Source organism: Streptomyces sp. R21, from assembly GCF_041051975.1.
In the GTDB taxonomy this organism is placed as follows: Bacteria; Actinomycetota; Actinomycetes; order Streptomycetales; family Streptomycetaceae; genus Streptomyces.
Window position 1 is genome coordinate 6,978,254 of sequence record NZ_CP163435.1, and the last position, 26,318, is coordinate 7,004,571.

At 71.7% G+C, this 26,318-nt stretch carries 25 protein-coding genes; 12 read left to right on the forward strand and 13 right to left on the reverse strand.

Annotation, left to right across the window (positions count from 1 at the left end; translation table 11 throughout):
* The first annotated feature begins 45 nt into the window (after positions 1-45).
* A complete protein-coding gene (locus tag AB5J56_RS31100) occupies positions 46-273 on the forward strand; it encodes a DUF2277 domain-containing protein (protein ID WP_369237311.1) in 228 nt (75 codons plus the stop codon).
* Positions 274-363: 90 nt separating this feature from the next.
* Here the strand turns inward: AB5J56_RS31100 and AB5J56_RS31105 are convergent, their stop codons facing one another.
* A complete protein-coding gene (locus AB5J56_RS31105; protein ID WP_369237313.1) occupies positions 364-999 on the reverse strand; it encodes a DedA family protein in 636 nt (211 codons plus the stop codon).
* A 248-nt stretch (positions 1,000-1,247) separates the two neighbouring features.
* On the opposite strand from AB5J56_RS31105, the gene AB5J56_RS31110 reads away from it, so the two are divergent.
* Positions 1,248-1,835: a superoxide dismutase family protein gene (locus tag AB5J56_RS31110; RefSeq protein WP_369237315.1), complete on the forward strand. Its 588-nt coding sequence runs from the start codon at positions 1,248-1,250 to the stop codon at positions 1,833-1,835.
* A gap of 64 nt (positions 1,836-1,899) precedes the next feature.
* Here AB5J56_RS31110 and AB5J56_RS31115 read toward each other — a convergent pair whose 3' ends face one another.
* The 4 genes from AB5J56_RS31115 to AB5J56_RS31130 all read right to left on the reverse strand — a co-directional run bounded on the left by AB5J56_RS31115 (position 1,900) and on the right by AB5J56_RS31130 (position 6,974).
* Positions 1,900-2,355, reverse strand: coding sequence for a DoxX family protein (locus AB5J56_RS31115; protein ID WP_369237317.1), 456 nt, complete (start codon positions 2,353-2,355; stop codon positions 1,900-1,902).
* Positions 2,356-2,444: 89 nt separating this feature from the next.
* Positions 2,445-4,361 carry an FAD/NAD(P)-binding protein gene (locus AB5J56_RS31120; protein ID WP_369242912.1) on the reverse strand — a complete coding sequence of 639 codons (1,917 nt, stop codon included), beginning with the start codon at positions 4,359-4,361 and terminating at the stop codon, positions 2,445-2,447.
* Positions 4,362-4,603: 242 nt separating this feature from the next.
* Positions 4,604-6,250: an alkaline phosphatase D family protein gene (locus AB5J56_RS31125; RefSeq protein WP_369237319.1), complete on the reverse strand. Its 1,647-nt coding sequence runs from the start codon at positions 6,248-6,250 to the stop codon at positions 4,604-4,606.
* A 79-nt stretch (positions 6,251-6,329) separates the two neighbouring features.
* The gene (locus AB5J56_RS31130; protein WP_356142870.1) at positions 6,330-6,974 is read right to left on the reverse strand and encodes an HNH endonuclease family protein; all 645 of its coding nucleotides are present in this window, start codon (positions 6,972-6,974) and stop codon (positions 6,330-6,332) included.
* A gap of 412 nt (positions 6,975-7,386) precedes the next feature.
* Here AB5J56_RS31130 and AB5J56_RS31135 point away from each other — a divergent pair, with 412 nt between their 5' ends.
* Positions 7,387-7,968 carry a TMEM165/GDT1 family protein gene (locus AB5J56_RS31135; RefSeq protein ID WP_369237321.1) on the forward strand — a complete coding sequence of 194 codons (582 nt, stop codon included), beginning with the start codon at positions 7,387-7,389 and terminating at the stop codon, positions 7,966-7,968.
* Between the two features lie 254 nt (positions 7,969-8,222).
* The gene (locus AB5J56_RS31140; protein WP_369237323.1) at positions 8,223-8,888 is read left to right on the forward strand and encodes an HAD family hydrolase; all 666 of its coding nucleotides are present in this window, start codon (positions 8,223-8,225) and stop codon (positions 8,886-8,888) included.
* A 288-nt stretch (positions 8,889-9,176) separates the two neighbouring features.
* Here AB5J56_RS31140 and AB5J56_RS31145 read toward each other — a convergent pair whose 3' ends face one another.
* The gene (locus AB5J56_RS31145; RefSeq protein ID WP_369237325.1) at positions 9,177-10,133 is read right to left on the reverse strand and encodes a peptidoglycan-binding protein; all 957 of its coding nucleotides are present in this window, start codon (positions 10,131-10,133) and stop codon (positions 9,177-9,179) included.
* A 387-nt stretch (positions 10,134-10,520) separates the two neighbouring features.
* Here AB5J56_RS31145 and AB5J56_RS31150 point away from each other — a divergent pair, with 387 nt between their 5' ends.
* Complete coding sequence (locus AB5J56_RS31150; protein ID WP_369242914.1) at positions 10,521-12,506, forward strand: MDR family MFS transporter; 1,986 nt, start codon at positions 10,521-10,523, stop codon at positions 12,504-12,506.
* A gap of 51 nt (positions 12,507-12,557) precedes the next feature.
* On the opposite strand, the gene AB5J56_RS31155 is transcribed toward AB5J56_RS31150, so the two are convergent.
* Positions 12,558-13,064 (reverse strand): GNAT family N-acetyltransferase, encoded by a 507-nt coding sequence (locus AB5J56_RS31155; protein WP_369237327.1) that lies wholly within the window; start codon positions 13,062-13,064, stop codon positions 12,558-12,560.
* A 156-nt stretch (positions 13,065-13,220) separates the two neighbouring features.
* Here AB5J56_RS31155 and AB5J56_RS31160 point away from each other — a divergent pair, with 156 nt between their 5' ends.
* The 4 genes from AB5J56_RS31160 (at position 13,221) to AB5J56_RS31175 (ending at position 15,845) form a co-directional block, all read left to right on the forward strand.
* On the forward strand, positions 13,221-13,940 hold the full coding sequence (locus AB5J56_RS31160) for a helix-turn-helix transcriptional regulator (protein ID WP_369237329.1): 720 nt from the start codon (positions 13,221-13,223) through the stop codon (positions 13,938-13,940).
* 73 nt (positions 13,941-14,013) lie between these two features.
* The gene (locus AB5J56_RS31165; protein WP_369237331.1) at positions 14,014-14,433 is read left to right on the forward strand and encodes a nuclear transport factor 2 family protein; all 420 of its coding nucleotides are present in this window, start codon (positions 14,014-14,016) and stop codon (positions 14,431-14,433) included.
* Between the two features lie 80 nt (positions 14,434-14,513).
* Positions 14,514-15,215: a hypothetical protein gene (locus tag AB5J56_RS31170; RefSeq protein ID WP_369237333.1), complete on the forward strand. Its 702-nt coding sequence runs from the start codon at positions 14,514-14,516 to the stop codon at positions 15,213-15,215.
* 30 nt (positions 15,216-15,245) lie between these two features.
* The gene (locus AB5J56_RS31175; protein ID WP_369237334.1) at positions 15,246-15,845 is read left to right on the forward strand and encodes a hypothetical protein; all 600 of its coding nucleotides are present in this window, start codon (positions 15,246-15,248) and stop codon (positions 15,843-15,845) included.
* A 138-nt stretch (positions 15,846-15,983) separates the two neighbouring features.
* Here AB5J56_RS31175 and AB5J56_RS31180 read toward each other — a convergent pair whose 3' ends face one another.
* Positions 15,984-16,388: a DUF1992 domain-containing protein gene (locus AB5J56_RS31180; protein WP_369237336.1), complete on the reverse strand. Its 405-nt coding sequence runs from the start codon at positions 16,386-16,388 to the stop codon at positions 15,984-15,986.
* Positions 16,389-16,520: 132 nt separating this feature from the next.
* Between AB5J56_RS31180 and AB5J56_RS31185 the strand changes: the two genes are divergently transcribed.
* Entirely contained in the window at positions 16,521-16,916 is a 396-nt protein-coding gene (locus tag AB5J56_RS31185) for a hypothetical protein (protein ID WP_369237338.1), read from the forward strand.
* A gap of 24 nt (positions 16,917-16,940) precedes the next feature.
* On the opposite strand, the gene AB5J56_RS31190 is transcribed toward AB5J56_RS31185, so the two are convergent.
* Entirely contained in the window at positions 16,941-17,612 is a 672-nt protein-coding gene (locus AB5J56_RS31190) for an O-methyltransferase (protein ID WP_369237340.1), read from the reverse strand.
* Positions 17,613-17,749: 137 nt separating this feature from the next.
* On the reverse strand, positions 17,750-18,973 hold the full coding sequence (locus tag AB5J56_RS31195) for a DUF2330 domain-containing protein (RefSeq protein ID WP_369237342.1): 1,224 nt from the start codon (positions 18,971-18,973) through the stop codon (positions 17,750-17,752).
* Between the two features lie 200 nt (positions 18,974-19,173).
* Here AB5J56_RS31195 and AB5J56_RS31200 point away from each other — a divergent pair, with 200 nt between their 5' ends.
* The gene (locus tag AB5J56_RS31200) at positions 19,174-21,225 is read left to right on the forward strand and encodes a bifunctional glycosyltransferase 87/phosphatase PAP2 family protein (RefSeq protein WP_369237344.1); all 2,052 of its coding nucleotides are present in this window, start codon (positions 19,174-19,176) and stop codon (positions 21,223-21,225) included.
* Here AB5J56_RS31200 and AB5J56_RS31205 read toward each other — a convergent pair.
* Both AB5J56_RS31205 and AB5J56_RS31210 read right to left on the reverse strand, forming a co-directional pair.
* Entirely contained in the window at positions 21,179-22,729 is a 1,551-nt protein-coding gene (locus tag AB5J56_RS31205; RefSeq protein ID WP_369242916.1) for a hypothetical protein, read from the reverse strand. The genes AB5J56_RS31200 and AB5J56_RS31205 overlap by 47 nt on opposite strands.
* Before the next feature lie 229 nt (positions 22,730-22,958).
* Complete coding sequence (locus AB5J56_RS31210) at positions 22,959-24,194, reverse strand: cytochrome P450 (RefSeq protein WP_369237346.1); 1,236 nt, start codon at positions 24,192-24,194, stop codon at positions 22,959-22,961.
* Between the two features lie 262 nt (positions 24,195-24,456).
* Here AB5J56_RS31210 and AB5J56_RS31215 point away from each other — a divergent pair, with 262 nt between their 5' ends.
* Positions 24,457-25,626 (forward strand): steroid 3-ketoacyl-CoA thiolase, encoded by a 1,170-nt coding sequence (locus AB5J56_RS31215; RefSeq protein ID WP_369237348.1) that lies wholly within the window; start codon positions 24,457-24,459, stop codon positions 25,624-25,626.
* A gap of 61 nt (positions 25,627-25,687) precedes the next feature.
* Here the strand turns inward: AB5J56_RS31215 and AB5J56_RS31220 are convergent, their stop codons facing one another.
* On the reverse strand, positions 25,688-26,272 hold the full coding sequence (locus AB5J56_RS31220) for a TerD family protein (protein ID WP_369237350.1): 585 nt from the start codon (positions 26,270-26,272) through the stop codon (positions 25,688-25,690).
* Positions 26,273-26,318 lie beyond the last annotated feature (46 nt).

Here is a 26,318-nt window from a genome sequence, read left to right on the forward strand (position 1 = left end):
CGCCGGGCGACGGCGGCGCGGCGGCGGACGCGCGACACTGGACGTATGTGCCGCAGCATCAAGACACTCCGTCCGCCTGTGCTCCCCGAAGAGGCCACCGAGGAGGAGATCCGCGCCGCCGCCCTGCAGTACGTCCGCAAGGTCTCCGGCTTCCGGGCCCCGGCCGCCCACAACCGAGAGGTCTTCGACCGCGCGGTCGAGGCGATCGCCGCGGCGACGGCCGAACTACTGGACGGCCTCGAGGTCCGAGGCGCGACGCAGCACGCCGGGTAACCCAGGCCCGCCCCCTCGCAGCCGGGACCGAACCTCGGCCACCAGCCGGCAGGCCCGAGAGCTCAGGCCTGAAATCTCAGGACTGAAGGCTCAGGCCCCGCTCCCCGACTCCTGCATCCCCGGACGCCGAATCAGGAACGCGGCCCCCACCCCCGCCCCGAAGAGCGCCACCAGCGACACCCCGGTGGCGAGCCAGGTCGCGCCGAGCCACTGGCCGCCGAAGTAACCGAGGGCGACGCTGTACACGGCCCAGCACAGGCCCGCCAGGATGGACCAGGGCAGGAACTCGCCGACCCGGCGGTGGGCGGCGCCCGCGCCGAGGGAGACGACCGAGCGGCCGGCCGGAGCGAAGCGGGCGATGACGACCAGCGCGCCACCCGCACCGCCACCGCGGGCGAGGACCGCGCCGAGACGTTCCTGCGCGCGGGTCAGCCGGCGGGAGCGGGCGATGGCCCGGTCCAGGCGGGCACCGCCGCGCCAGGCGAGCCGGTACGCCACCAGGTCGCCGAGCACCGACGCGGTGGCGGCGGAGAGGGTGAGCGCGAGGATGTCGGGTACTTCGTGCGGCACCGCACCGCCGGCGGTGCCCGCCGCCGCGGCCGTGGCGGCGGTGATGACCAGCACGCCGCTCGGCAGCACCGGCAGAAAGACATCGAGAAGGACGGACACGGCCACCGCCGCGTAGATCCATGGGCTGCCGGTCAGCAACCCCACACTCTCAAGCACCCGAACTCCCCTGGACTCCCCCGTAGGCGCACCGTGCCCCGAGTGGTGCGAGGGAGCGGAAAGTGACGCCTGTGACAGCCGTACAGCGTACGCCGCGGCTGTCACAGGACGCTCATGGGGTCTCACGCGATTGTCACGTGCCATTCACCCGGCTGCGGCTCCGGCGCGCGCGGGCCGCCCGGATCCCGTACGAACGAGACAGGAGGACCGATCAGGCCGGGGGTGAGAACAAGAGGAGTGGGACAGCGATGGTGGCAGGAATACTCGTCGGCGCCCTGGCGTCGGCCGTGCTGGCAACAGGCGGTGTCGCGGGCACCGCGGCGGGCCCCGGCGCCCCGGCCGCGCCCGACGGCTTCTGGATGCGGACGGACGCGCGTTTCGCGCCGCCGACCGCGTTCATCCCGTCGGCCGCGGTGACGTACGACATGGAGCTCGTCCCGGCGGCCGCCGGGATCGAGGTGCGCCAGCACAGCGACGAGCGCGGTGCCACGGACGTACGGCTGCGGGTGACGGGCCTGCGGCCGGGGCACGCGTACGGCGTGCATGTGCACCAGAAGCCGTGCGGCGCCGATCCGGCCGCCGCGGGCGGGCACTACCAGCGCCGCAAGGACCCGGTGCAGCCGTCCAAGGACCCGGCCTACGCCAACGCCGACAACGAGGTGTGGCTCGACTTCACCGCCGACGGCGAGGGCGCGGGCGAGGCGATGGCCCACCACGACTGGGACTTCCGGCCGGGCGAGGCCGCCTCCGTGGTGCTGCACGACGAGCCGGGCATGAAGGGGGCCCGCGTGGCGTGCTTCACGGTGCCGTTCGGCTGGACCGCCGGAACGGCCTGAGGACGTACGACGACGGCGCCCACCTCACCGTGGGGAGGGGTGGACGCCGTAGCCGTGTGTCCGGTCAGACCGCGACAGGCTCCGAGGCCCGCTTCTCCGCGGTGGCCGACTCCGACCGGGTCGCGAACAGCCGGTCGAGGCCGAGCGCGCCGGAGCCGGTGAAGACCAGCAGCAGGAAGGACCAGCAGAACAGGACCGCCAGCTCGCCGCCGTTCTGGATCGGCCACAGGGCGGCGGACTGGTGCACGTGGAAGTACGCGAACGCCATCGAGCCCGAGGCGATGAACGCGGCGCCGCGGGTGCCGAGGCCGAGCAGGACGAGCGAACCGGCGACGAGCTGGATGACGGCGGCGTACCAGCCGGGCCAGGTGCCGGAGGCGATGGTGCCGCCGTCGGTGCCGGCGGCACCGCCGAGGACGCCGAAGAGCGAGGCGGCGCCGTGCACGGTGAAGAGCAGGCCGACGACGATGCGGAACAGGCCGACGGCGTAGGGCTGGGCGCTGTTGAGGCGTCCGGTCATGTGGGGACTCCTTCGGTCTGATCCGGTCCGTGGGGAGCTGGACCGGACGTGGGGGACGGAACCGAGTGAGCCACCAACGCTAGGTGAACCTAATCAATGCTTGCAAGTTCAACATCTAGCCACGGATTCGCTTCCGCTTCCGGTTCCGTTTCCGCTGTCGCCGCACGTAGGACGGCTCGCGCCACCGCATCGGCGTCCGAAAGTGTGACCGAATCCACCCCTGGCCGCGCCCCTGCCGCGGTCACCCAGTGCACGCCCTCCGTCGGCACGCCGAGGGCGAACCGCCGTGTGTGCACCCGGCCTTGACGGTCGATCAGACGGTACGGGCGCGGTGTTACGTCCAGCCCTCCCGTCTCGTAACCGTCCACGGTGTGCGGGCGGCACTGTCCCGTCCGCAGGAGCCCGGCGAGCAACTCGTCGGCCGTCCGCTTGAGGTCCGGTTCCGGCAGCCGCGCCTCGACGAGGGCGGTCGCCCGTACGGCAGAACCCGGCACGTCGGGGGAGTGCGCGACCCACGCCCCGCCCTCCGCCCGCACCTCCAGCCGCGGGCCCACCACCTCCAGGACGCCCGCCTCGATCAGCGCGGCCATCTCCTCGATGCGCCGGCGGGGCGGGCCGATGGAGAGGAAGGCGTTGAGCGGCGTGTACCAACGGTCCAGGTGCTCCCGGCGCGAGACACCCGAAAGACCGCCGTGGTCCACGATCCGCCGCAGCTCGTTGCGCAGATCGCGCAGCACGTCCAGGGCGGCCTTCAACGGGCCCTCGACGTTCCCGAGCGCGGCCTGTTCGGCGTCCTCGCGCAGATACGCCAGCAGCCAGCCCCGCCACTCGGCGGCCCGGGCGAAGACACGTCCGGCGTACGGCCGCGACAGCCGCTCCCAGGACCAGCGCTCGGCGAGCGGGATGCCGAACTCGTCGAGAAGCACGGCCTCTTGGGGGCTCCGGTGCGGCACGGAGAGAAAGCGGTCCCTGAAGTCGCCGTCCGCGCGAGCCGGTCCCAACAGCCCCTCGTAGTAGACGACCTCCACCTCCTTCGCCACCAACGGCCATATCTCGCCGAGGAAATCGGGTGCGTCACCGGAGTCGGCCCGTTTACGGAAGAGGGAGATCACCTCGTCGGTGACGACCAGGGGGGTGTGGCGGCCGTACGGGCCCTTCGCGTTGTCGCCGCGGGCCTGGTACGGGACGCCTCGGCGCGAACCGGCGTACAGGCGCGGCTCGTTGCCCGAGCGTTCGTAGCGCAGGCCCTGTGCGGCGCGGGTGAAGCGTCCGCCGCGGCCGGTGGTCAACAGGGCCATGTGGTCGAAGAAGTTGAGGCCGAGGCCGCGCAGCAGGACGGGCTCGTCGGGGGCGAGGCAGGAGAGGTCGACGTCGGCCGGATTGGCGGGCGGGATGTGGCGCAGACCGTGCGCAGCGGCGTACGTCCCGAGGTGCTGCTGCTCCCGGTGCGCGCGCAGCGGCAGGTGGCCCTGGGCGAGGACCACCGCGGTGAGGCCGGACAGGGTGCGGCCGTTGGAGAGGGCGAGGGTCTGGCGGCCGTCGGGCGCGTCGTCGAGCCGTGTCGCACGTGCCGTGTGCACCTCGACGCGCACCTCGGGCGGGGCCCCGCGCACCACCTCGCCGAAGACCCACTCAAGGTAGCGGCCGTACTGCGCGCGGGTCGGGTAGTCGTCCGGGCCCAGCGCGTCGGGCGCCCAGGCGTACAGGCTCGGGCCCGGGCGGATGGGCCCCGAGCAGTCCACGCTGTCGTCGGTGAAGAGGGTCACCTGCGAAGCCACGGTGTTCATCAGCAGGTGCGGCGACTGCGCGGTCCGCCAGACGCGGCCGGGCCCCGGCGTCGCCGGATCGACGACGTGAACGGTCAACCGCGCGCCCGGCGCGAGCAGTTCCGGCGCGGAGGCGCACAGCCGCTCCAGGACGCTGGTGCCGCGCGGCCCGGCGCCGACGAGAGCGACGGAGACGTGCGGCGGGCCGGCGGACGCGGCGGTCGATTCCGTGACCGCGATCCCTGTGGTCGCTGCTTTCGCTGCGTTCGCTTCAGACAAAGGGGTGACTCCCAGGCGGGTGGGGCGCATGGCGCGCGTGGGGGCGCGGGACAGCAAACCGCCCACTGGAAGCGGACGGTCCGCCTCATCATGCCGTCGTACGGTGCGGGAGCCGAGCCCGGGAGCGGAGGATCGGGGCCGGGTGTGGGATGCGTCACGAGCATCAGGGACATCACACGTAACAACCGCACGCAATGGGCGTATTACGGGACGAGTGCGGACTCCTCCACGGTGTTCAGCCGGGCGGAGCCGGCGCCTCCCCGCCCCGCCCGCGCCTGTTCGAGCCGCAGGGATGCCGAACGCCCCCGCAGGGTCAGGGTCATCAGCTGGTTGCCGAACCAGGGGCCGCCGGCCCTGCGCCAGTCGACGGCCGGCCGGCCGCTGCGCCCGTGCCGGGTGAACCGCCGTCCGAGGACCCGTGCGAGACCGCTCCAGCCGAAGCGGAAGCCGAGCCGGATGGTGAGCGGGACGGAGTTGTGGACGGGGGAGCAGGTCAGCTGGAGGACGCGGGCGTCCGGGCCCGCGCCCCCGGGCCAGGACGGTTCGGCGATGTAGGCGTGGTGGACGTCACCGGACAGCACGCACACGGTCGCCGGTGCCTCCGGCCCCGACCCCGCCTCGGCGATCAGCTCGGTCAACGCCTCGAACGACGCGGGGAAGGCCGCCCAGTGCTCCAAGTCGGCGCGCCTGCGCAGGTATTCGCCGAACCGAGCCCACCGGGCGCCGCGCTCGCCGCGGCACAGCGCGGTGCTCCACGTCTCGGCGTCGTGGATGAGCGGCGGCAGCAGCCAGGGCAGCGAGGTTCCGACGAGGAGGTGGTCGTACGAGCCGCGGGCGTCCAACGCCTGTTCCCGCACCCACTGTTCCTCGCCCGGGTCGAGCATCGCGCGGCTCTCCTCGTCGAGGACGCGGGCCGCGCGGCTGTCGACCATCAGCACCCGCACGCGGCCGAAGTCGCGACGGTAGCTCCAGCGGACGGAGGCAGGGTCGGCGTCGGCGCGGGCCGCGTGGGCGCGCAGGACGTCGGTGCCGTCGGGGGTGGCGCGGACGGCGGCGTACAGGACGTCGTCGGCCAGCTCCCGGGGCGAGAGATTGCCGAGGTGCTGATGCACCCAGTACGACATCAGGCCGCTCAGCACCCGCTCGCGCCACCACGCGGTGGCGCGCATGTCCGCGACCCAGGCGGCGCTGGTGTTCCAGTCGTCGATGACGTCGTGGTCGTCGAAGATCATGCAGCTGGGCACGGTGGACAGCAGCCAGCGGATCTCGGGGTCGAGCCAGGACTCGTAGTAGAGCCGGGTGTACTCCTCGTAGTCCGCGACCTGGTTGCCCGGGGGATCGGCGAGGCCGCGGCGGGCGGCGATCCAGCGGCCCGTGGCGTCGGAGGTCTCGTCGGCGTACACCTGGTCGCCGAGCAGCAGGAGGACGTCGGGGCGCTCACCGTCGGGCGTGGCGGCGATACGGGTGGCCAGGGTGTCCAGGGCGTCGGGGCCCACCGGGTCGTGCTCGTCCTTGGGCGGCGCGGCCCAGCGGCAGGAGCCGAAGGTGATCAGGACGTCGTCGCCATCGGCGGGCGTGCGGATGGCCGAGGGCGGAAAGGGGGTGCCGGGCAGCGGCCAGACGGGGGCGCCGTCGAGGAGCACCTCGTACGGGGACGCCGTACCCGGTGTCAGTCCCGTCACCGGCACCAACGCGTAGTGGTGCCCGGCCACTTGGAAGGTCCGTGCCCGGCCCGAGGCGCCGTCGGCGCAGCGCACCTCGGCGGTGCACGGACGGCTCGCCTCGACCCAGACGGTCGCGGACGAGCCGTCGACGTACCTCAGCAGCGGGCCCAGGCACAGTCTCGCCACGAGATCACTCCCCTCCATCGCCCCGTACGGTACGGAACGACGGAGGGGAATGGGGAGGTTCCTGACAGGAACCCGGCGATCAGCAGCCGCTGAGGACCGACGACAGCTTGGACTTCTCGGCGGAGTCGACGGAGAGGTCGTAGTAGTACTTCACCTGGACCCAGGCGCGGACGTAGGTGCACGCGTACGAGCTGAGCGGGGGCATCCACTCGGCCGGGTCCTGGTCGCTCTTCTGCTGGTTCACGTTGTCCGTGACAGCGATGAGCTGCGGGCGGGTCACGTCGTTGGCGAAGGCCTGCCGCTGGGCGGTGGTCCAGTTGCGGGCGCCGGAGTCCCAGGCCTCGGCGAGCGGGACGAGGTGGTCGATGTCGAGGTCGGAGGCGGCGGTCCAGGTGGCGCCGTCGTAGACGGAGTACCAGCTGCCGCTGGTGGCCGTGCAGGCGGAGTTGGTGACGACGTTCGAACCGTCCCGCTTGAGGACGTACTCGCGGGTGTTGCAGGTGCCGCTGATGGTGATCCAGGTCGGGAACAGATCCCGGCTGTAGCCGGTCCGGACCTCGGTCGCCACGTCCAGGGAGGCGAGGTAGGTGCGGGCGGTGGCGGCGCTGACCGGGGTGGGCAGCGCGGCGGAGGCGGCCGGACCGTTGAAAAGTCCGACCGAGGCTATGAGAGCACTGAGCGCGGCGACTATGCTGAGCCGTCGACGCGCGTAGACCTTCGCCATGCGAACTCCCTTTGAGTGGGGGGAAGTTGAGGTGCGAGCGGGGAAATGCTCGCGGCGCTCGGTTTCCGGAGGATGTGGGGCAGGTAAGAAGCTAGTGACGTGCTCATGACACGACAAGGTCCCTGACGGGATCGGTCGGGACCAAAGGCCCTACGGGGGCCGCGCGGGATTCGCGTACGATGGACGGCGCAGAAGGGGAGTAGCTCTTCGCCGGACCGTCGACATACTGCTCAGCTCGTCTGAGCCGGCGCCCGGAGGCAGGCCTCGTCCAGGGGGTCGGCCAGCGAGACCTTCGGCAAGCAGTGCACCGACCCGTGCCCATGGCACGGGAGCTCTTGTGTGCTGCCGTGCCGAGGTGTCGCAGCACAGTCACAGCACTCTCGGTGGGGCAGCCCCGACCGATTGAGGAACCTTGATCAGCATCACCGTCCTGGCGCTCGTCTTCGGCGTCGTCTTCCTCGCCGAACTGCCGGACAAGACGGCCCTCGCCGGGCTCGTCCTCGGCACGCGCTACCGCGCCTCGTACGTCTTCGTGGGCGTCGCCGCCGCCTTCGCGCTCCATGTCGCCCTCGCCGTCGCGGCGGGCAGCGTCCTCACGCTCCTGCCCCAGCAGATCCTGCACGCGCTGACCGGTGTGCTCTTCCTCGGCGGCGCGGCCGTGTTGCTGATGAAGAAGGATGAGGATGAGGGGGAGGTGCGCAAGCCCGAGAACCAGAGCTTCTGGAAGGTCTCGGGGGCGGGCTTCATGCTCATTCTGGTCGCCGAGTTCGGCGATCTCACGCAGATCATGACGGCGAACCTCGCGGCCCGCTACGACGACCCGCTCTCCGTCGGCCTCGGCGCGGTGCTCGCGCTGTGGGCGGTGGCCGGGCTCGGCATCGTCGGCGGCCGGGCGCTGATGAAGCGGGTGCCGCTGCGGCTGATCACCAAGGTGGCGGCCGTGCTGATGCTGGCGCTGGGGCTCTGGAGCCTCTACGAGGCGGTGTCGGACTGAGCGGTCCGGTGAACGGAAGGCGTCCGTCCGGTGTCCGTACGAGGTCCCGGCGGGGTCCCTGTGCATCGTCCCTGGTCAGAAGTGGTGGCGCAAAGGGCGTCCCGTTTTGTATCGTGGAGGAACAAAGTGGCTCCCGCCCGCACTCCCTGACCGGCGGGCGGGGCCGCCTTGTCCCGGGGGCCGTAATCGCGGCCCCTTACCTGCGTTTCTGCACTTCCGCATTTCCCGCGTTTCCTGCGCTCTGGAGCCTGCCGATGACGGCCACGACCGTTTCCGTTCTGACCGCCCGCGCCCTCCTGCTCGACATGGACGGCACCCTCGTCAACTCGGACGCCGTCGTGGAACGCTGCTGGCGCCGCTGGGCCGAGCGGCAAGGGCTCGACGGGGACGAGGTCATGAAGGTCGTCCACGGACGGCAGGGGTACGCCTCCATGGCCGTACTGCTGCCCGACCGGCCCATGGCGCAGAACCACGCGGACAACGCGCGCATGCTCGCCGAGGAGACCGCGGACATGGACGGCGTCGTCGCCGTCCCCGGCGCCGAGGCGTTCCTCGCCTCCCTCGCCGGGCTGCCGCACGCGCTCGTGACCTCCGCGGACGTCGGCCTGTCCACCGCGCGGATGGCCGCCGCGGGGCTGGGGCTGCCCGACGTGCGGATCACCGCCGAGTCCGTCGGCGCGAGCAAGCCGGATCCCGAGGGGTTCCTGAAGGGCGCCGCCGAACTCGGCATCGCGCCCGAGGACTGCGTGGTCTTCGAGGACTCCGGGGCCGGGATCACCGCGGGGCGCTCCGCGGGGATGCGGGTCGTGGGGGTGGGCCCCCGTGCCGGGGTGCACCAGCCGGACGTGCTCGTCCGTGACCTGCGGCAGGTGCGGGTCGAGGATGCCGGGGGCGGCCTGATCCGCCTGCACGTGGGCTAGGCCGCGCCTCTTAAACGGGGCTTCGCCCCGGGGGCGACCTTCCTTCACCCCTGGCCTGTTCTCCCGGAGCCCGGGGTGGGTGGGCAAACCCCGGGTGCCCCTAGTTGCCTTGTCACCCGGCGTGGGTGCTGGGCGGGGGTGGGTCACGCAACTCGGCGCTATCGAGGCGCCGCCTGCGCCCACCCGTGCCGCCCCAGCGGCACGATTGCCCGCAGCTAAGCGAGTACGCGCCCGCAGTCGCCCACCGGCATGGCCCCGACCCACCACGCACCCCACTGCGAACGGCGCCTACGGCTCCCGCGTCTCCGATTCCAGGCGGGCCCTGGTCGTGCCGCCGTAGACGCCCAGCTCGTCCGCGGTGATGCCGCGGGCCCACTGGTAGCGGCGTACGGCGTCCTCGACCGTGGCGTTGTAGTTGCCGTTGGGGTCGCCGATGAAGAGGGACAACTGGCTGAGGCGGAGCTGGAGTTCGGTGACTTCGGGGCCCCGGTCGCCGCGTCGGAGGGACTGGGTGCGGCGCTGGTCGGAGGTGTTCTCGGTGGGGATCACCGAGCCGGTGGCGGAGACGGTGGTGGGGGCTCCCGACGGCGTGGCCGTCCCCGACGGCGCCGTCGCCGTCGGCGCGGCACTCGACTCCGAGGGGGATGCCGAGGGCGACGGGGAAGGGGACGCGCTCGCGCTGCGCGAGGGAGCCGGGTTCGCCACCGGGGCCGACGCCGTGGACGACTCGGCCCCCGACGCGGACTCCGACGCCGCCTCGGAGGGCACGTCCGGCACGCTCGCCCGCGTGTCGTCGGGCAACGCCCGGTCCCGCGCGGGCGTGTCGTAAGAGAACACCCCGCTCGCGAACCCCGCCGCGGCCACCACGGTCACCACCGCACCCGCCGCGCCGAGCAGAACGGCACGCCTCCGACGCCGCGGCGCCGCCGGCTCCGCCCGGACCGACGGCTCGCCCTCCACCGCGGCCGCTTCCCGGAAGAGCCCCACATCACCGACCCCGACCCCGACCCCGTCCGGCACCGCCGCCAGCCGCATCGTCGCCGCGGAATCGTCGGCGTCCCCGGGCTCCAGCTCCACGTAAGGCCGTATGCGCAGCGGGTCGAAGTCCTCCGCCGCGGCCGCCTCCGCCGTGCGGGCGTCCCGCAGCGCGTCGGACGCCCGTTGGGTGCACGCGCAGGAAGGCGTGCCGTCCGGCGCCCGAGGTGCTCCGCACTCGGGGCAGACAAGCCCCTTCACATCCGTCACGCGTGGATCCCTCCCCCAGAAGAACTCCACAGATTATGCAGATCTCCCACACGCCAGGGCTCAGGAGCCCCGGGATTTCCGGCCACGACGAGGACTCAACAGGCCATAACGGGTCACACCGACCAGGATGGAAGTGACCGAGACCCGAGGGGCCCACGGGAGTTCTTCATGACCGAGGACGCGCACCAGGCAGCCGGACAGGGCCAGAACGCACCCGCAGGCGACGCACCCGCAGGCGACGCGCCCACGGACAACCCACCCACAGGCAACGCACTCGCAGACAACCCACCCCCAGGCGACGCACCCACAGCCAACCCACCCGCGCAGACCGCCCTCGCCCGGCACCGCAACGCCCCCACCCCCGACCAGCACGTCCCCGGCGGCGTCATGGTCTCGATCGGCGCCCTCCTGCTGGGCATGCTGCTCGCCGCGCTGGACCAGACGATCGTGTCGACCGCGCTGCCGACCATCGTCAGTGACCTCGGCGGTCTGGAGCACCTCTCCTGGGTGGTCACCGCGTACCTGCTCGCGTCGACCGCGGCGACCCCGCTGTGGGGCAAGCTCGGCGACCAGTACGGCCGAAAGCGGCTGTTCCAGGCGGCGATCGTGATCTTCCTGATCGGGTCGGCGCTGTGCGGCATGGCGCAGAACATGCCGCAGCTGATCGGCTTCCGCGCGTTGCAGGGTCTCGGCGGCGGCGGGCTGATGGTGCTGTCGATGGCGATCGTCGGCGACCTCGTGCCGCCGCGCGAACGCGGCAAGTACCAGGGGCTGTTCGGCGCGGTGTTCGGCGCTACGAGCGTGCTCGGCCCGCTGCTCGGCGGCCTGTTCACGGAGCACCTGAGCTGGCGCTGGGTGTTCTACATCAACCTGCCGGTCGGCATCGTGGCCCTCGCCGTGATCGCGGCGGTCCTGCACATCCCGCACCGCGCCGAGCACCACGTCATCGACTACCTCGGCACCCTCCTCATCGCCACCGTCGCCACCTGCCTGATCCTGGTGGCGTCGCTCGGCGGCACCACCTGGGACTGGAACTCGCCGCAGCTGATCGGCGTCGCGGTCCTCGGTGTCGTCCTGGCGGTGGTCTTCGTCGCCGTCGAACAACGGGCGGCCGAACCCGTCCTCCCCCTCAAGCTGTTCCGCATCCGCACGTTCACGCTCGCCGCCGTCATCAGCTTCATCGTCGGCTTCGCGATGTTCGGCGCGATGACGTACCTCCCCACCTTCCTCCAGGTCGTCCAGGGCGTGACGCCCACGATGTCCGGCGTGCACATGCTGCCCATGGTGTTCGGCCTGCTGCTCTCCTCCACCGCCTCCGGCCAGATCGTCAGCCGTACCGGGCGCTGGAAGGTGTTCCCCATCGCCGGCACGGCGGTCACGGCCCTCGGTCTGCTCCTGCTGCACCAGCTCGACGAGAACAGCAGCACCGGCGAGATGAGCGCGTACTTCTTCGTCTTCGGACTGGGCCTCGGCCTGGTCATGCAGGTCCTCGTGCTGATCGTGCAGAACGCCGTCTCGTACGAGGATCTGGGCGTCGCCACCTCCGGCGCCACCTTCTTCCGCTCCATCGGCGCCTCGTTCGGCGTGGCCATCTTCGGCACGGTCTTCGCGAGCCGCCTGGGCGACAAGCTGACGGACGCGCTCAGCGGACAGCAGCTCCCGGCGGGCATCACCCCGGACTCCCTCAAGGCCGACCCGAAGGGCATCTCCGAACTCCCGTCCACCCTGCAGCCGTCGGTCCTGCACGCGTACGCCGCGTCCATCACGGACGTGTTCCTGTACGCCGCCCCGGTCGCCGTCCTCGGCTTCCTGCTGGCCTGGTTCCTGCGTGAGGACAAGCTGCGGGGCGCCGTCACGACCCCCGATCTCACGGAGACGCTCGCCAGCAACCCGGTGCAACGCTCGTCGCATGACGAGGTGTGCCGGGCGCTGTCCGTGCTCGGCACCCGTGAGGGGCGCCGGGAGATCTACGAGAAGATCACCGCGCGAGCGGGCTACGACCTGCTGCCCGCGGCGAGCTGGCTGCTGCTGCGCATCAGGAAGTACGGCTGGGCGGAACCCGCGGTGCTCGCCGAGCGCAGCTCCGTACCGCTGCATGTCGTGATCGCCGCGGCCCGCCAGGTCGAGGAGCGCCGTCTCGCCGTCCGCGAGGGCCTCGACATGATCCTCACGGACGAGGGCCGGGTGACTGCGGAGAAGCTGGCCGAGGCGCGCGAGGAGTCCCTGGCCGAACTGCTCGGCGACTGGTGGGGCCCCGACCGCCCCACCGACCTGACCCAGCTGATCAAGGAACTCAACGCGGAGATGTGCGGCTCCGACGCGGAACGCCCGCACGACGGCACGACCCAACGCCCGTACGGAACGTACGCCTGAGCCGCCACGAACCCGACGTCGACTCCGCTCAGACTCCGCTCCAACTCCGCTTCAGCTCAGCTTCTTCGCGAACCAGTGCTCGGCGTAGGGCTGGTTGTTGTGCGGCTCGGTCTCCTCGTAGCCGAGGCGGGCGTACAGGGTGCGCGCCTCCACGAGGTCGTTCCGTGTGTCGAGGACGATTCTCTCGGCACCGAGGGAGCGCGCCGCGTCCTCGGCGGCCGTCACCAGCAGCGCCGCACCGCCCCGGCCGCGCATCCCCTCGTAGAGGAAGACGCGCTTGAGCTCGGCGGTGACCGCGTCGGTCAGCTGCACGCCCGCGGTGCCGGCCGGCTCGCCCCCGTACCGCGCGACGAGCAGCACTCCGTCCGGCGGCGCGAGGTAGTCGCCGGTGTCGGCCGCGATCTCCCGCTCCAGCTCGGCGGGGTCGGTGCGCCGCCCCTCGTGGAGCAGGTACCAGCGGTCGCTGACCTCCGTGTAGTACGCCCGCCACAGTGCGGCGGCGACGGGTGAGTCGAAGGGCTCGGGAGCGACGGTCCAAGGCGGTGTCGTACGGGTCATGCCGGTCATTGTCACGGGGTGCCCCGTCCTCTCGGCAACCGCATTACGCCTGGGCCTCACCGCCCGCACCCCTGCTTCGGGCGGGCCGGCCGCGAATCGGCACACGCGTCCGACACACGCGTCCGACGCATTCCGGCGCACGGGAAACTGGTCGTCATGAACCGAACAGACCGGCTGTACGCGCTCGTCGAGGAGCTGCGCGCCGCCGCGCCCCGCCCCCGCAGCGCGCGGACGCTCGCCCTGCGCTTCGAGGTCAGCGTCCGCACGATCGAGCGGGACCTCGCCGCACTCCAGCAGTCGGGCGTGCCGGTCTACGCCGAACCCGGCCGGACCGGCGGCTACGTCCTGGACCGGGAGCGGACCCTGCCGCCCCTGACCATCACCCCCGCCGAGGCGACCGCGCTCGCCGTGGCCCTGCGCACGCTCACCGGCACGCCCTTCGCGGCCGACGCGCGCAGCGCCCTGCACAAGGTGCTCGCCGTGATGCCGGAGCGGGAGCGCAAGGCCGCCGCGGACCTCACGGGCCGCGTCCAGCTGCTCGTCCCCGCCTCGGCCGAGCGGCAGCCGCCCGCGCCGGCCGTACCGGGGCCGCTGCGGGAGGCGCTGGCGGCCGGGCGGGTGCTGAGCCTGGAGTACGTGGACCTCGCGGGCGCGCCGACCAGCCGTACCGTCGAGCCGCTGGCCTTCCTCTGCGGTGCGGAGCACTGGTACCTGGTGGCCTGGTGCCGACTGCGCTCGGGCGTCCGCTGCTTCCGCCTCGACCGGATACGGGAGGCCGCCGTACTCGACGAGCGGATACCGGAACGCGCCATCGACCTGGCCGAACTCGACACACTCGGCTGGGACTTGATGCCACTGACCGAACTGGGCGTGTGAGCGCAATCACCGACAGGGGGTTGTCGCCCGCGACCGTGAAGCTGGGGTCTCCCACCACGGAAGGCAGCAGCACATGACATCGACCACGACCCCCAGCGCCCTCACCGCCGAGACCGGCCTCGCCCTCTTCGAGCGCTGGACGGCCTTCTGGAACGGCGACCTCGGCGAGCCCGAGCGCTTCCTCGACCCGGACTTCCGGATCCGGTTCGGCAACACCCCCGACGGTGCGGCGACCGACGACATCCACGGACCGCAGGGCATCGTCGACTACGTCGCGGGGTTCCGCGCCTCCAACCCGGCCCTGACCTTCGCCGTCGACGGCGTCCCGCTCGTCGAGGCCGGGCAGCACGGTGTGGCGGGCCGCTGGTTCGTGACGGGGGAGGACGGGGCCGGTACCGGCCTGGACAAGAGCGGCATCGACCTGTTCGAGGTGCGGGCGGGACGCATCGTGACGGTGTGGTCCGTGACGGGTCACCGCCGCTTCGCCGCGTGACGGACGCTGTTTGAGGGACGCCTTCCGGGCAACCCGGACCGGGAACAGGCCCGTTGGGCCCAGGACCCCGGAAGGCATCCATGTCCACAGGCGTGATCATCGCTCTGATCGTGATGGTGGCGGCCGTTGTCGTTGTCGCGGCCGCCCTGACCCTTCTCGCCCGGAGGCCGCAGGGCGGGCGCAGCCTGCGGCGGCGCTTCGGGCCCGAGTACGACCGGACCGTCACCCGGCACGACGGCGACACCCGGGCCGCCGAACGCGACCTCACCGAGCGCATCAAGCAGCACGGTTCGCTGCGTGAGCGGCCGTTGGAGCCCGCGGCCCGTGACCGGTATGTGGCCCGTTGGACGGCCGCCCAGGAACGCTTCGTCGACTCCCCGCGCGAGGCGGTGGCCGAGGCGGACCGGCTGCTCCGTGAGCTGGCCGGCGAGCGCGGCTTCCCGGACGGCGACCGCTACGAGGAACAGCTCGCCGCGCTCTCCGTGCACCACGGGCACCACGTCCACGGCTTCCGCCAGGTGCACCGGGCCGCGCAGTCCGGCGGCGCGGACGGCGGGGCGGATACGGAGGAACTGCGCGAGGCCATGGTCGAGGCCCGCACCCTCTTCGACGAACTGGTGACCCCGGCCCGCCGGGACACCGTCAGGCAGGGCGCGGACGACCGCGCCGAGAAGGCCGAGGACACCCGCACGGCGAAGCCAGCCCGCGCCGGGGGCTCCGGCTCCGACGGACGGTCCCACCTGCCGTGGGCGTTGAACAGGCGTCAGGCAAAGGGCAGTTGAGGACAGCCGAGGAAAGCGAAGGTGAAGCACATGACTTCAGGTGAAGGAACCGAAGGAACCGAAGGCACCGACCGCACCAAGGGCACTGACCGCGCCAAGGGCATCGAGCGCACCGAAGGCACCGAACGCACCCCGCGCGGCGAAGAGCACGCGGCCATGAAGGGCCGGGTGGGCCCGGCGGCCGGGGAGGCCGCCGTGGGCCGCCAGGACCCGACGGGCGGCCACCGGGCCATGGCCGGCGAGGGCACGGCAGCGCGCCCCGGCGAGCCCGGCGGTGCTCGCACGGGCGGCCGTACGACGGACATCCCGGCCCGCGAGGGCACCGGGGCCGCCGTCCGCACGGGCGCGGCGGACGACACCCGGCTGCTCCCGCACGACGAGACCGACAAGCTCTCGCTGCGGTTGCAGCACGCGGTCGGCGGCTTCGTCGACAGCCCGCGGGCGTCCGTCGAGGAGGCCGATCACGTGCTGGAGGAGGTCGCCGAGCGGTTCACGGACGCGGTGACACAGCGCCGCCGTACGCTGCGCGCGTCCTGGCAGACCACCGGCGAGGACTCGGCCGACACCGAGCAACTCCGCCTGGCCCTGCGGGACTACCGGGAGATGACGGACCGGCTGATGAAGCTCTGATCCCTGACAACAACGGTCGTAGAGCACGGAAAGTACGGCACGGAGAGTACGGCCGAGAAAGTACGGCACAGAAAGTACGGCACAGAAAAAGGGCCGCGCCCCCGGACGGTGATCCGGGGGCGCGGCCCCACGCACGGGTCAGCCCGTCCGCCGCTCGCGCCACTCGCGGAGGATCTCCTCCACGTCGTACGGCTTGAGCCCGAGGGGAGGGCCCGGCGGCGGTTTGAACATCATGTCGCGGATCTTGGTGTTGATGTCCTCGACGATCCGGCGTACCGCCTGCTCCGAGGGCGCCGCGGCGGCGGCCGTGAGGGCGTCCTCGGCCTCCTTGCGCAGGGCCAGGGTGGGCGGCAGGACCGACAGCCCCTCGCGGGCCATCTTCTGTTTGATCCACCACAGTTCGTCGTAGGACGTGTCCGAGCCGCCGGGCAGCGGCTTGCCGGCGCCGGGGAGTCCGGCGAACTCGCCGCGCGCCTGCGCATCGCGGATCTGCTTGTCTATCCAGGACTCGAAGCTGACACCGGGTGGCTTTCGCTCGGTCATGGGTCCATTGTGCCGGACGGGCCACGGTGGGGCGATCTGTCGAATTATCATGCGGCGGCGGTGCGTCAACTGTGCCCCGCACCAGGACAATCGGACCAGCGGACCGGCTGGAATCTGTTGAAGGAGCGCACGTTGCTCGAACTCACCATGGCCTCGCTCACCGGGGCCGACGCCGGTGCGACGGCCGGGATGCTGATGGCCGACGCGCCGAGCGACCCCGGTGCCATGCTGCGGGTGGGCCGGGACCGGGCCGTGTGCCGTCTCGCGACCCCCGATGACTGGCTGTTCGTGTCCCGGGTGCACCTGGAGTTCCTGTGCGGCCCGGAGGGGACGTGGCAGGTCACCTGGTTGCAGGGCTCGCACCCCGAACCGTCCTCGGAGGTACGGCTGACGCTCGGCGGCGGGCAGCCCCAGCCCCTTCCCTACGGCGGGACGGCGAAGCTTCCGGCGGGCAGCTCCGGCGAGCTCGTCATCCAGGACCGCACCGGACCGCGCAGCGTGAACGTGGGCTTCTACCACGAGGTGTGAGCCCGGCCCGGTCGGGCGGTGGGCTCAGGGCAGCACACGGGCCAGCGCGAACCCGTCGTAGCCCTTGGTGCCCACCGTCTGCACCGCCGTGCCGCTCAGCTTCGGGTGCGCGGCGATCAGTTCGAGCGCGGCGCGGGTGCCGCGCACGCTCGGGTCGGTGCTGCCCGCGTCGGTGACCGCGCCGCCCCGGACGACGTTGTCGACGATGATCAGGCTGCCCGGGCGGGTCAGCTTGATGGCCCACTCGACGTAGTGCGGGTTGTTCACCTTGTCCGCGTCGATGAAGACCAGGTCGAACGGCTCCGGGTTCTCGTCGGCCAGCTTCGGCAGCGACTCCAGGGCCGGGCCGACGCGCACCTCGGCGATCTTGTCGAGGCCCGCGCGCGCGAGGTTGCCGCGGGCGACCTCCGCGTGCGTGGCGTCGTACTCGAAGGTGATCAGGCGGCCGTCGGCCGGCAGGGCGCGGCCCAGCCAGATCGTGCTGTAGCCGCCGAGCGTGCCGATCTCGAGGATGCGCCGCGCGCCCTGGATCTGGGCGAGGAGCTGGAGCAGCTTGCCCTGGTTCGGCGCGACGTTGATGGGCGGCAGTCCGGCCGCGTCGCTGTCGCGCAGCGCCGCGACGAGTGTGTCGTCGGAGGGGGAGAGGAGGGTGGTGAAGTAGTCGTCGACGTCGTCCCAGACCTGCGACTCGCTCATGCACCGTGCCTTTCGTGAACCGTGTGGTGAACCAGCTTGATTCGACTGCCTAGTTAGATCAGCTAACTAGTTGTCCTGATGAATCTAGCTCCGTCCCGACCGGTTGTCAGCCGCTTTCCGGTCCCGGCTCCGGCGGGTCAGCCGATCGGCGGAGGCGCGTGCACCGGCGGCGGAGGCAGGATCGGGCGCCGCCGGGCTCGTACGGCGATCAGCGTGACGACTGCGGTCACCAGCGCCAGCGCGCCGCCGACCGTCAGCAGCCACGCCGGTACGGCGCCGACCGTGAGGAGTTCGTCGTCGTAGATCACCCGGCGGTATGTGGCGTCGCCCGCCGTCGGCCGCAGTTCGTGGTCGCCGGAGATCCGCGACGGGACCGGGAACTCCTGGTCGATGGCGGTGAGGAAGTCCGTGCCGTCGGCGGTGAGGGCGGCCAGCGGGCCGGACTTCGCGTTCACGTGTCCGGCGTAGAGGAGCTGTGGCGCCAGGCCGCCGATCGCCGAGCGCGGCTCCATGCGGTGTGCGGCGAGGACGTACAGCCCCAGTGACTGCGGGGTCTGCGCGAGCCGGGAGAGCCGCATCGGGTAGACGAGCGTGTCACTCGTGAAGGTGAGGTGCAGCGGGTCGAGCGTGCCGCCCAGCGGGGTGTCCCGGTTCTCCGGGGCCAGCCGGATCGCCACGTACTCCCAGCCCTGGTCGACGTACGGCTGAAGGGCCCGGTCCAGGCGGCCCGGGAGTTCGAAGCCGTTGTCGGAGAGCCAGTCGCCGAGCGCGCCGGAGTCGTTGGCGGTGAGGCGGGCCACGTCGAAGGGGCCGAGCCGCTCGCGGCCCACGACGGCCACGGATGGTGACTGCGCCGCGCCGTCGCCCGGGGCGGCGTCCCCGGAGGTGTCGGAATCGTCGAAGGGCCAGTCGCCGTCGTGGGGCCAGAAGTACGAGCGGGTGCGGTGCTCGGGCTCGATCGCCTCATCGAGCGTGTCGAAGAGGGCGCTGTCGCCGAGCTTCACCGTCGCGCGGTGCGGCACCGGCATGATCCACGCGGCCGTGCGCGCGTCCCCGGCCACCGTCAGGCGCATCACGATCTGCTCCTGGTGGCCGTCCCAGCGCACGACGGACATCTCGCGGCCCACCGTGACGTGCCGGTTCGTGTCCGGCACCATCGCCCCGCATCCGCAGGCGTACGCCGGCGCGACCAGCGAGCCCACCTGGAGCGCCAGCAGCGCGAGGACCACCGCCAGCACCCGGCCGCGTGCACCGGCGTGCGCCCGACCCCGCGCAGAGCCCAGCAGGCGTGCCCGTATCCCCCGAAGCATTTCCTCGACCAACCCTTCCTCGGTGCCGGTGAACAAGATCTCAGACGACACGACGGAAGCCGTGGTTCCAGGTTGCCGGGCGGAGGGCAATCACATGCGCACTATCGTCTTTCGGACAAAACGCGGGAGTACGTCAGGTGGCGTGAGGGTTGCCTGCGTCTTCCCGCGGGGGCGGTGCGAGTCTCTAAGGTTCGGTGAGGAACCGGACGGACGAGGCGTACGGGATGAATCGGGCGGGAGGCCGACGGGGCGTGACGAACGTGGAGCACGGTGGACGAGCGGGCAGTGCTTTTGGAGCAGGGACGGCAGGGCCGGTGAACGAGCGGCTGCGTGCGGTGCGCATCGGGCTGTGGCTGATGGTCGCCGTGCTGGCCATGAGACAGGTCGCCGCCGTGCTCGGCACCCCGAAGGGAGAGCGGCTGACGGACCTGGAGACCTGGGTCGGTCCGGACGGCGTCCTGCACGTGAAGGGGTCGCTGTACGACTCGACGCAGTTCACCGGCACCCCTTTCGGGGGACTTGTCCTCAAGCCGCTCACGCGGTCGGCCGAAGCGGCCCTCGGCTGGGGCTGGACCTTCGGCACGCTGCTGCTGGTCGTCGCCCTCGGCGTGGTCGCCGCGCGCGCCCTGCCGCAGCCCGTGACCCGGCGTACCGCCCTGCTCGGCGCGCCCGTGGCGATCAGCCTGCTGATGCTGTCGCTGCCGGTGCGCAACGCGCTCTACCTCGGCCAGACCAGCATCATCCCGGTCCTGCTCGTGCTGCTCGGCTGCTTCGCCGTGCGGGGGGAGCGGGCGAGCGGCGTGCTGATCGGCCTCGCGGCGGCGCTCCAGCCGACCGTGCTGCTCTTCGCTCCGCTGCTCTGGTTCACCGGCCGCCGCCGCGCCGCCGCGTCCACCGGCATCACCTTCGCCGCGGCCACGGCGCTCGCCTGGGCCGCGATGCCGCACGACTCGTACACCTACTGGCTGCACCACCTGGCGGGCGTCGGCCTCGGCGGCGCCGCCGACGACCTCTCCAACCAGTCGCTGCACGGCGCGCTGCTGCGGCTGGGCCTCACCGGCCCGCTGGAGATCGGGCTGTTCCTGCTGCTCGGCGCGGCTGTCGCGGTGCTCGGGCTGCGCCGCGCCGTGCGCTACGCGCGCGACGGGCAGCTGCTGCTGGCCGTGGCGGTCACCGGCTGTGTCGCGGTCACCGTCTCGCCCACTTCCTGGCAGCACCAGCTGCTGTGGGTGCTGCTCGCGGTGGTCGGCCGGGCCGGCAAGAAGGCCAAGGACCGCTATATGTGGCCGGTCGCCGTGATCCTCGTGATGACGCTGCCCTCGAAGATGATGCTGCCGAACATGGCGGTGCTCTTCCCGCTGCGCGACAACGTTGTGCTGATCGCCGCGCTCGCCGCCGCCACCGTCGTTCCGTTCCTGTCGCGGACCTCCGAGTACTACCGGGCGCCGATCCCCACCGACTACGCGCCGCCGGTGCCCACCCGGTGGTCCCGCATCCCGCTGCTGCCCTTCCCGGGCCGGGTCCTCAGCCGCCCGAACCTGCTCCTGGAGCTGCTGCTGATCCGCGTCGGCTACTCGGCGTACCAGCAGGTCAGGCTGGCCGCGACGGGTGGCACCAACTCCGGCGGGCGGGCCACCGCCGAGCACCACGGCGACCAGGTCCGCTCCATCGAGCAGTTTCTGCACATCGACATCGAGCGCTGGGTCAATCACGCGGTCGTCAAGGTCGACTGGCTGCGGAACTTCTTCGACTTCTATTACGAGTCGTTCCACTTCGTGGTCCCGCTCACCGTCCTCGCCCTGCTCTACGCCAACCGCCCCGCCGACTACCGCTGGGCGCGCTCGGCGCTCGGCTTCGCCACCCTGTTCGCGCTGGTCGGCTTCTGGCTCTACCCGCTCGCCCCGCCGCGTCTGCTGCCGGGCCTCGGCGTCATCGACACCGTGCACGGCGTGCAGGACTTCTCCAAGCCGGACTACGGCACGCTGACCGCGCTGACGAACCAGTACGCGGCGATGCCGTCGCTGCACTTCGGCTGGTCGCTGTGGTGCGGTCTGGTGATCGCGATCCTGGCGCCGAAGTGGTGGATGAAGGCGCTGGGCCTGCTGCACCCGCTCTTCACGGTCTCGGCGATCGTGGCGACCGGCAACCACTGGGTGCTCGACGCGGCGGGCGGCGGGGCCGTCGTCGCCGCGGGCTTCGGCCTCACCTATCTGCTCCAGGGGCCCCGCCCTCGTCCACCGGCCGAGCCCGTCGAGGTCAGCAGCGGGACGGCGGCGCAGCTGAAGGACCGTACTCCGAGCTGATCCGGTACTCGCCGCCCTCGGCCACCGTCAGCCTCGTGAACTCGCCCGCCCTCTCCAGGCAGCCGCCCTCTGCGTGCAGCCACGGCGAGTAGGCGATCCGCACGGTCACCGGGCCGGGCCTCGGTATGCGCACGTCCACCTCGGCGCTGGTGGTGCGCAGCACGGTGGCGGGCGCCGACACCAGCGGCACCGCGTCGCGCACCCGGAACACCCGCCAGTACGGGTCCCGCCAGACCGGCTCCAGCCAGTCGGGCCGGTTCTCGCCGACCAGGAGCGCCTCGTCCTTGGCGTATCCGTCGGGCCTGGCCGCGGGCAGGACGACGTAGCCGACGGCCCAGCGGTCCAGCCAGGTCCGGTAGGTCGCCGCCGAGAACGTGCCGTCGTAGAAGAGGCGGCCGCGCTCCATGTCCAGCTGGCGGTTCCAGCCGCGGGCCAGGTTCACGTGCGGGGCGAGCGCGGTGGCCTCGCGGTGGTTGCGGGCCGGGACGACCTCGACGCGGCCGCGGTCGGCGCCGAGCCGGTCCAGGGCGCGGATGACGCCGTGCGTGTCGGCGGCCCACTTCGGGACCTTTGTCGACACCACCAGATCGTCGACGGTCTTCTTGCCGACCCAGGCGAGCGAGAACACCAGCGCCGCGATCAGCGCGCCCTGCCGCAGCGTCCGCAGCCTTGGTGAGCCGAGCAGCGCCGCGAGCAGCACGGCCGGCGCGAACAGTTCGGCGAACCGCTCGACGTTCGTGCCGATCGGTGAGGGGATCAGATAGGTGAGGACTGTTCCGGCCGCGTAGACGACGCCGCTCCATCGCGCCACCCGCCAGCCGCGCGGCGCCAGCACGGCGAGGGTCAGCCCGAACAGTACGGGCGGCCAGATCCGGTCGGCCGGCATCAACTGCTCGCCGGTGAACGGGAAGAGCAGGGTGGTCGCCGCGACGACCACGACGGGCGGCAGCAGCAGCACGCAGCCGCGCACCCGGTCCCGTACGGCCAAGTACCCCGCTCCGACGACCACCAGGAACAGCCCGGCGACCGGGCTCGCCATCGTCGCGAGCGCCGCGTACGCCACCGCGAGGACCGCGCGCCGCTCCCGGGTCAGCAGCAGACAGGCGGCGAGGCCGAAGGCGACGCCGAGCGCGAAGGTGGTCCGGCCCGAGGCGACGTTGCACCACAGCGCGAGGGACGCGAGCAGTGCCGGGCCGACCGGACGCCGTATCCCCGTGCGGCCGATCAGTACCGCGGCCAGCCAGGTGGCGGCGAGCCCGGAGAGCACGGTCACCGTGCGCACGCCGATGGCGGCCATCAGATACGGCGAGATCAGGCTGTAGTTGGCGGTGTGCATGCCGCCGTACCAGAAGAGGTTGTACGCCGATCCGCCGTGCCGGGAGGCGAACTGGGCCCATGCCTCCTGGGCCGCGAGGTCACCGCCGCCGGTGGCGAGGAACGCCCACCACACCGCGTACAGAGGGAGGACGGGGAGCGTGGCCAGGAGCGGGACGCGATGGCGCAGCCAGAGCGTGTGGAGGCGATGGTTCCGGGGCGTGGCCGCGCCGTCCCGCCGGACGGGGGTCAGCTCGGCAGAGACCACGGCTCAGCGTTTCCGTTCGAGGACTTCGACGTTCAGGACTGTTGATGGCATGGTCGAAGACGCGAAGGGGCACCGGAACGTTCACTGCGCGGGACGGGCCGACGGCGCCGGGATGCCGTCGGCCCGAGTGCGATGGATGGGCCCGCGCCGGTCAGCCCGCGCTGACCTGGAGCTCCTTGACTCCGTTGATCCAGGCCGAGCGCAGCCGGCGCGGATCGCCCGCGAGGGTCAGGTCCGGCATGGCGTCGGCGACGGCGTTGAAGATGAGGTCGATCTCCAGGACCGCGAGGGACTTGCCGAGGCAGTAGTGCGGGCCTCCGCCGCCGAAGCCGAGGTGCGGGTTCGGGTCGCGGGTGATGTCGAAGACGTCCGGGTCGTCGAAGACCGCGGGGTCGTGGTTGGCGGAGGCGTAGAAGAGGCCGACCCGGTCGCCCTTCCTGATCAGTTTGCCGCCGAGTTCGGTGTCCTGGGTGGCGGTGCGCTGGAAGGAGTTGACGGGGGTGGCCCAGCGGACGATCTCCTCGGCGGCCGTCGCCGGGCGCTCGCTCTTGTAGAGCTCCCACTGGTCGGGGTGGGTGAGGAAGGCGTGCATGCCGTGCGTGATGGCGTTGCGGGTCGTCTCGTTGCCGGCGACCGCCAGCATCAGCACGAAGAAGCCGAACTCGTCGGAGGCGAGGTTGCCCTCGTCCTCGGCGGCCACCATCGTGGTCACGATGTCCTTGGCCGGGCACTGCTTGCGGTCGGCGGCCATGTTCATGGCGTAGGCGATGAGTTCGGTGGCCGACTCGGCGCCGACCTCTTCGGTGATCGCGTACTCCGGATCGTCGTACGAGATCATCTTGTTGGACCAGTCGAAGATCTTGGCGCGGTCGTCCTGCGGGATGCCGATGAGCTCGGCGATGGCCTGGAGGGGGAGCTCGCAGGCGACCTCTGTGACGAAGTCGAAGGGCCCGGAGCGGGCGCGCGCGTTCGCCGCGATCGCCTGGGCGCGGGAGCGCAGGTTGTCCTCCAGAGCGCGGATCGCGCGCGGGGTGAAGACGCGCTGCACGATCTGGCGGACCCGGGTGTGCTCGGGCGGGTCCATGTTGAGCAGGATCAGCCGCTGGGCGTCGATCGCGTCCCGCTCCATGTGCGGGCCGAAGCGGATGATCGCCGTGTTGAGGGTGGAGGAGAACAACTCCGGGTGCGTGGAGACGTACTTGACGTCCGCGTGCCGGGTGACGGCCCAGTAGCCCTCGTCCTGGAAGCCGGCGAGGCCCAGCGGCTGGGCGATCCAGCGGACCGGTTCGGCCAGGCGCAGTTCGGCGAACTCCGGGAGGGGCACGCGGTGGTGCAGCAGATCGGGGTCGGTGAAGTCGAACCCGTCGGGCAGCGCTGGACAGGGCATGAGCGACTCACTCCCACCATTCTGACGGTCCATCAGCAACTCAGGGCTGCCGTGAAGGTAGTAACGGGTTCTATAAGTCGCAAGGGGCAGAGCACCCCCAATCGATGCACCCCTCTTGCGGTTATGGACGCGCTGTCAGCAGACTGCACACAGAACTAGAACGCGTACTAGTTCAGCGTGGCGGGTGGCCGGGACGCCCGCGCCGCGCGGGTTGACCGGGCCCGCTCCGCCGGACGGGCCCTACGGAGAGGACGCACCCCCCATGGCTGCGGAACCCGTGATCGTCGAAGCCGTACGGACCCCCATCGGCAAGCGCGGCGGCGCGCTCGCCAACCTCCACCCCGCCTACCTCCTGGGCGAGACCTACCGTGAACTCCTCGGCCGCACCGGGATCCACGCCGACTGCGTCGAGCAGATCGTCGGCGGCACGGTGACACACGCCGGCGAGCAGTCCATGAACCCCGCCCGCACCGCCTGGCTCACCATGGGCCTGCCCTACGAGACGGCCGCCACGACGGTCGACTGCCAGTGCGGCTCCTCGCAGCAGGCCTCGCACATGGTCGCCAACATGGTCGCGGCCGGGGTCATCGACATCGGCATCAGCTGCGGCGTCGAGGCGATGTCGCGGGTGCCGCTGGGCTCCGGGTCCAAGCACGGTCCGGGCAAGCCGTTCCCCGACGAGTGGAACGTGGACCTGCCCAACCAGTTCGAGGCGGCCGAACGGATCGCCCGGCGCCGGGGGCTGACGCGGGAGAACGTCGACTCGCTCGGGCTCATCTCGCAGGAACGGGCGGCGATCGCCTGGTCCGAGGAGCGCTTCAAGCGTGAGACGTTCGCCGTGCAGGTGCCCACGACCGAGGACGAGCAGCGGGCCGGAGGGGGCATGTGGCGGCTCGTCGACCGGGACGAGGGGCTGCGCGACACCTCCATGGAGGCGCTGGCGAAGCTGAAGCCGGTGATGCCGACCGCCGTGCACACGGCGGGCAACTCCTCGCAGATATCGGACGGTTCGGCCGCCATCATGTGGGCGTCGAAGCGGATGGCGCGGGCGCTGAAGCTGCGGCCGCGGGCGCGGATCGTGGCCCAGGCGCTGGTCGGGTCGGACCCGCACTTCCACCTCGACGGGCCCATCGACGCGACGCGCGCGGTGCTCGGCAAGGCCGGGATGACGCTCAAGGACATCGACCTCGTCGAGATCAACGAGGCCTTCGCGTCGGTGGTGTTGAGCTGGGCCCAGGTCTTCGAGCAGGACCTGGAGAAGGTCAACGTCAACGGTGGCGGGATCGCCCTCGGCCACCCCGTCGGCGCCACGGGTGCGCGGCTCATCACGACCGCGCTGCACGAACTGGAGCGCCGGGACAAGGAGTTCGCGCTCATCACGATGTGCGCGGGCGGGGCGCTGGCCACCGGGACGATCATTCAGCGGCTGTAGGTGCCGTAAGGGGTGCGGGACTGACGTGAGAGTCGGCCCCGTACCCCTGCCGGCCCGTCACCTACTTGTTCATCGCGAAGCGCATCAGGTCCCGCTCGTCGCCCTGCTTGATCTTCCCCGTCTTGTTGACCACCTCCAGCTTCCAGCCGCCGTCGACCCGGATCGCCTTCGCCACGGCGCAGCCGTTGTCATTGCTGAGCAGGCTCGGCCAGATGTCGGCGACCTGCTGACCGGTGCCCCCGGTCAGGTCGTACACCTTGAAGCTGATGTTCCGTGCCTTCTGGAACGAACTGCTCTTCTTGAAGGCGGCGGCGACGAACACGATCGCCGTGACATTGGACGGAACCCCGGCGAACTCGACGGTCACCGTCTCGTCGTCGCCGTCCCCGCGGCCGGTCTGGTTGTCGCCGCTGTGCACCAACGAGCCGTTGCCCAGCGGGTCCAGGGAGTCGAGACCCGCGAGCCGCACCGGGTCCTTCCCCTGCATCGCGATCGCGATCAGGTCGAGGTCGGTCCCGGCCTGCCGGCGGAGCTTCCCCATCAGTCCGCCGCTGGTTCCCGCGGTGGGGTCCCAGGAGACTCCGATGGACAGATGGGTCACCCCGTCCAGATCCGCCGGGCCGTCTTCCTTCGTGAGCGTGATCATGCGTGATCCTCTTGGTCATAGGACTGCGTCGCATGAATTGTGGCTG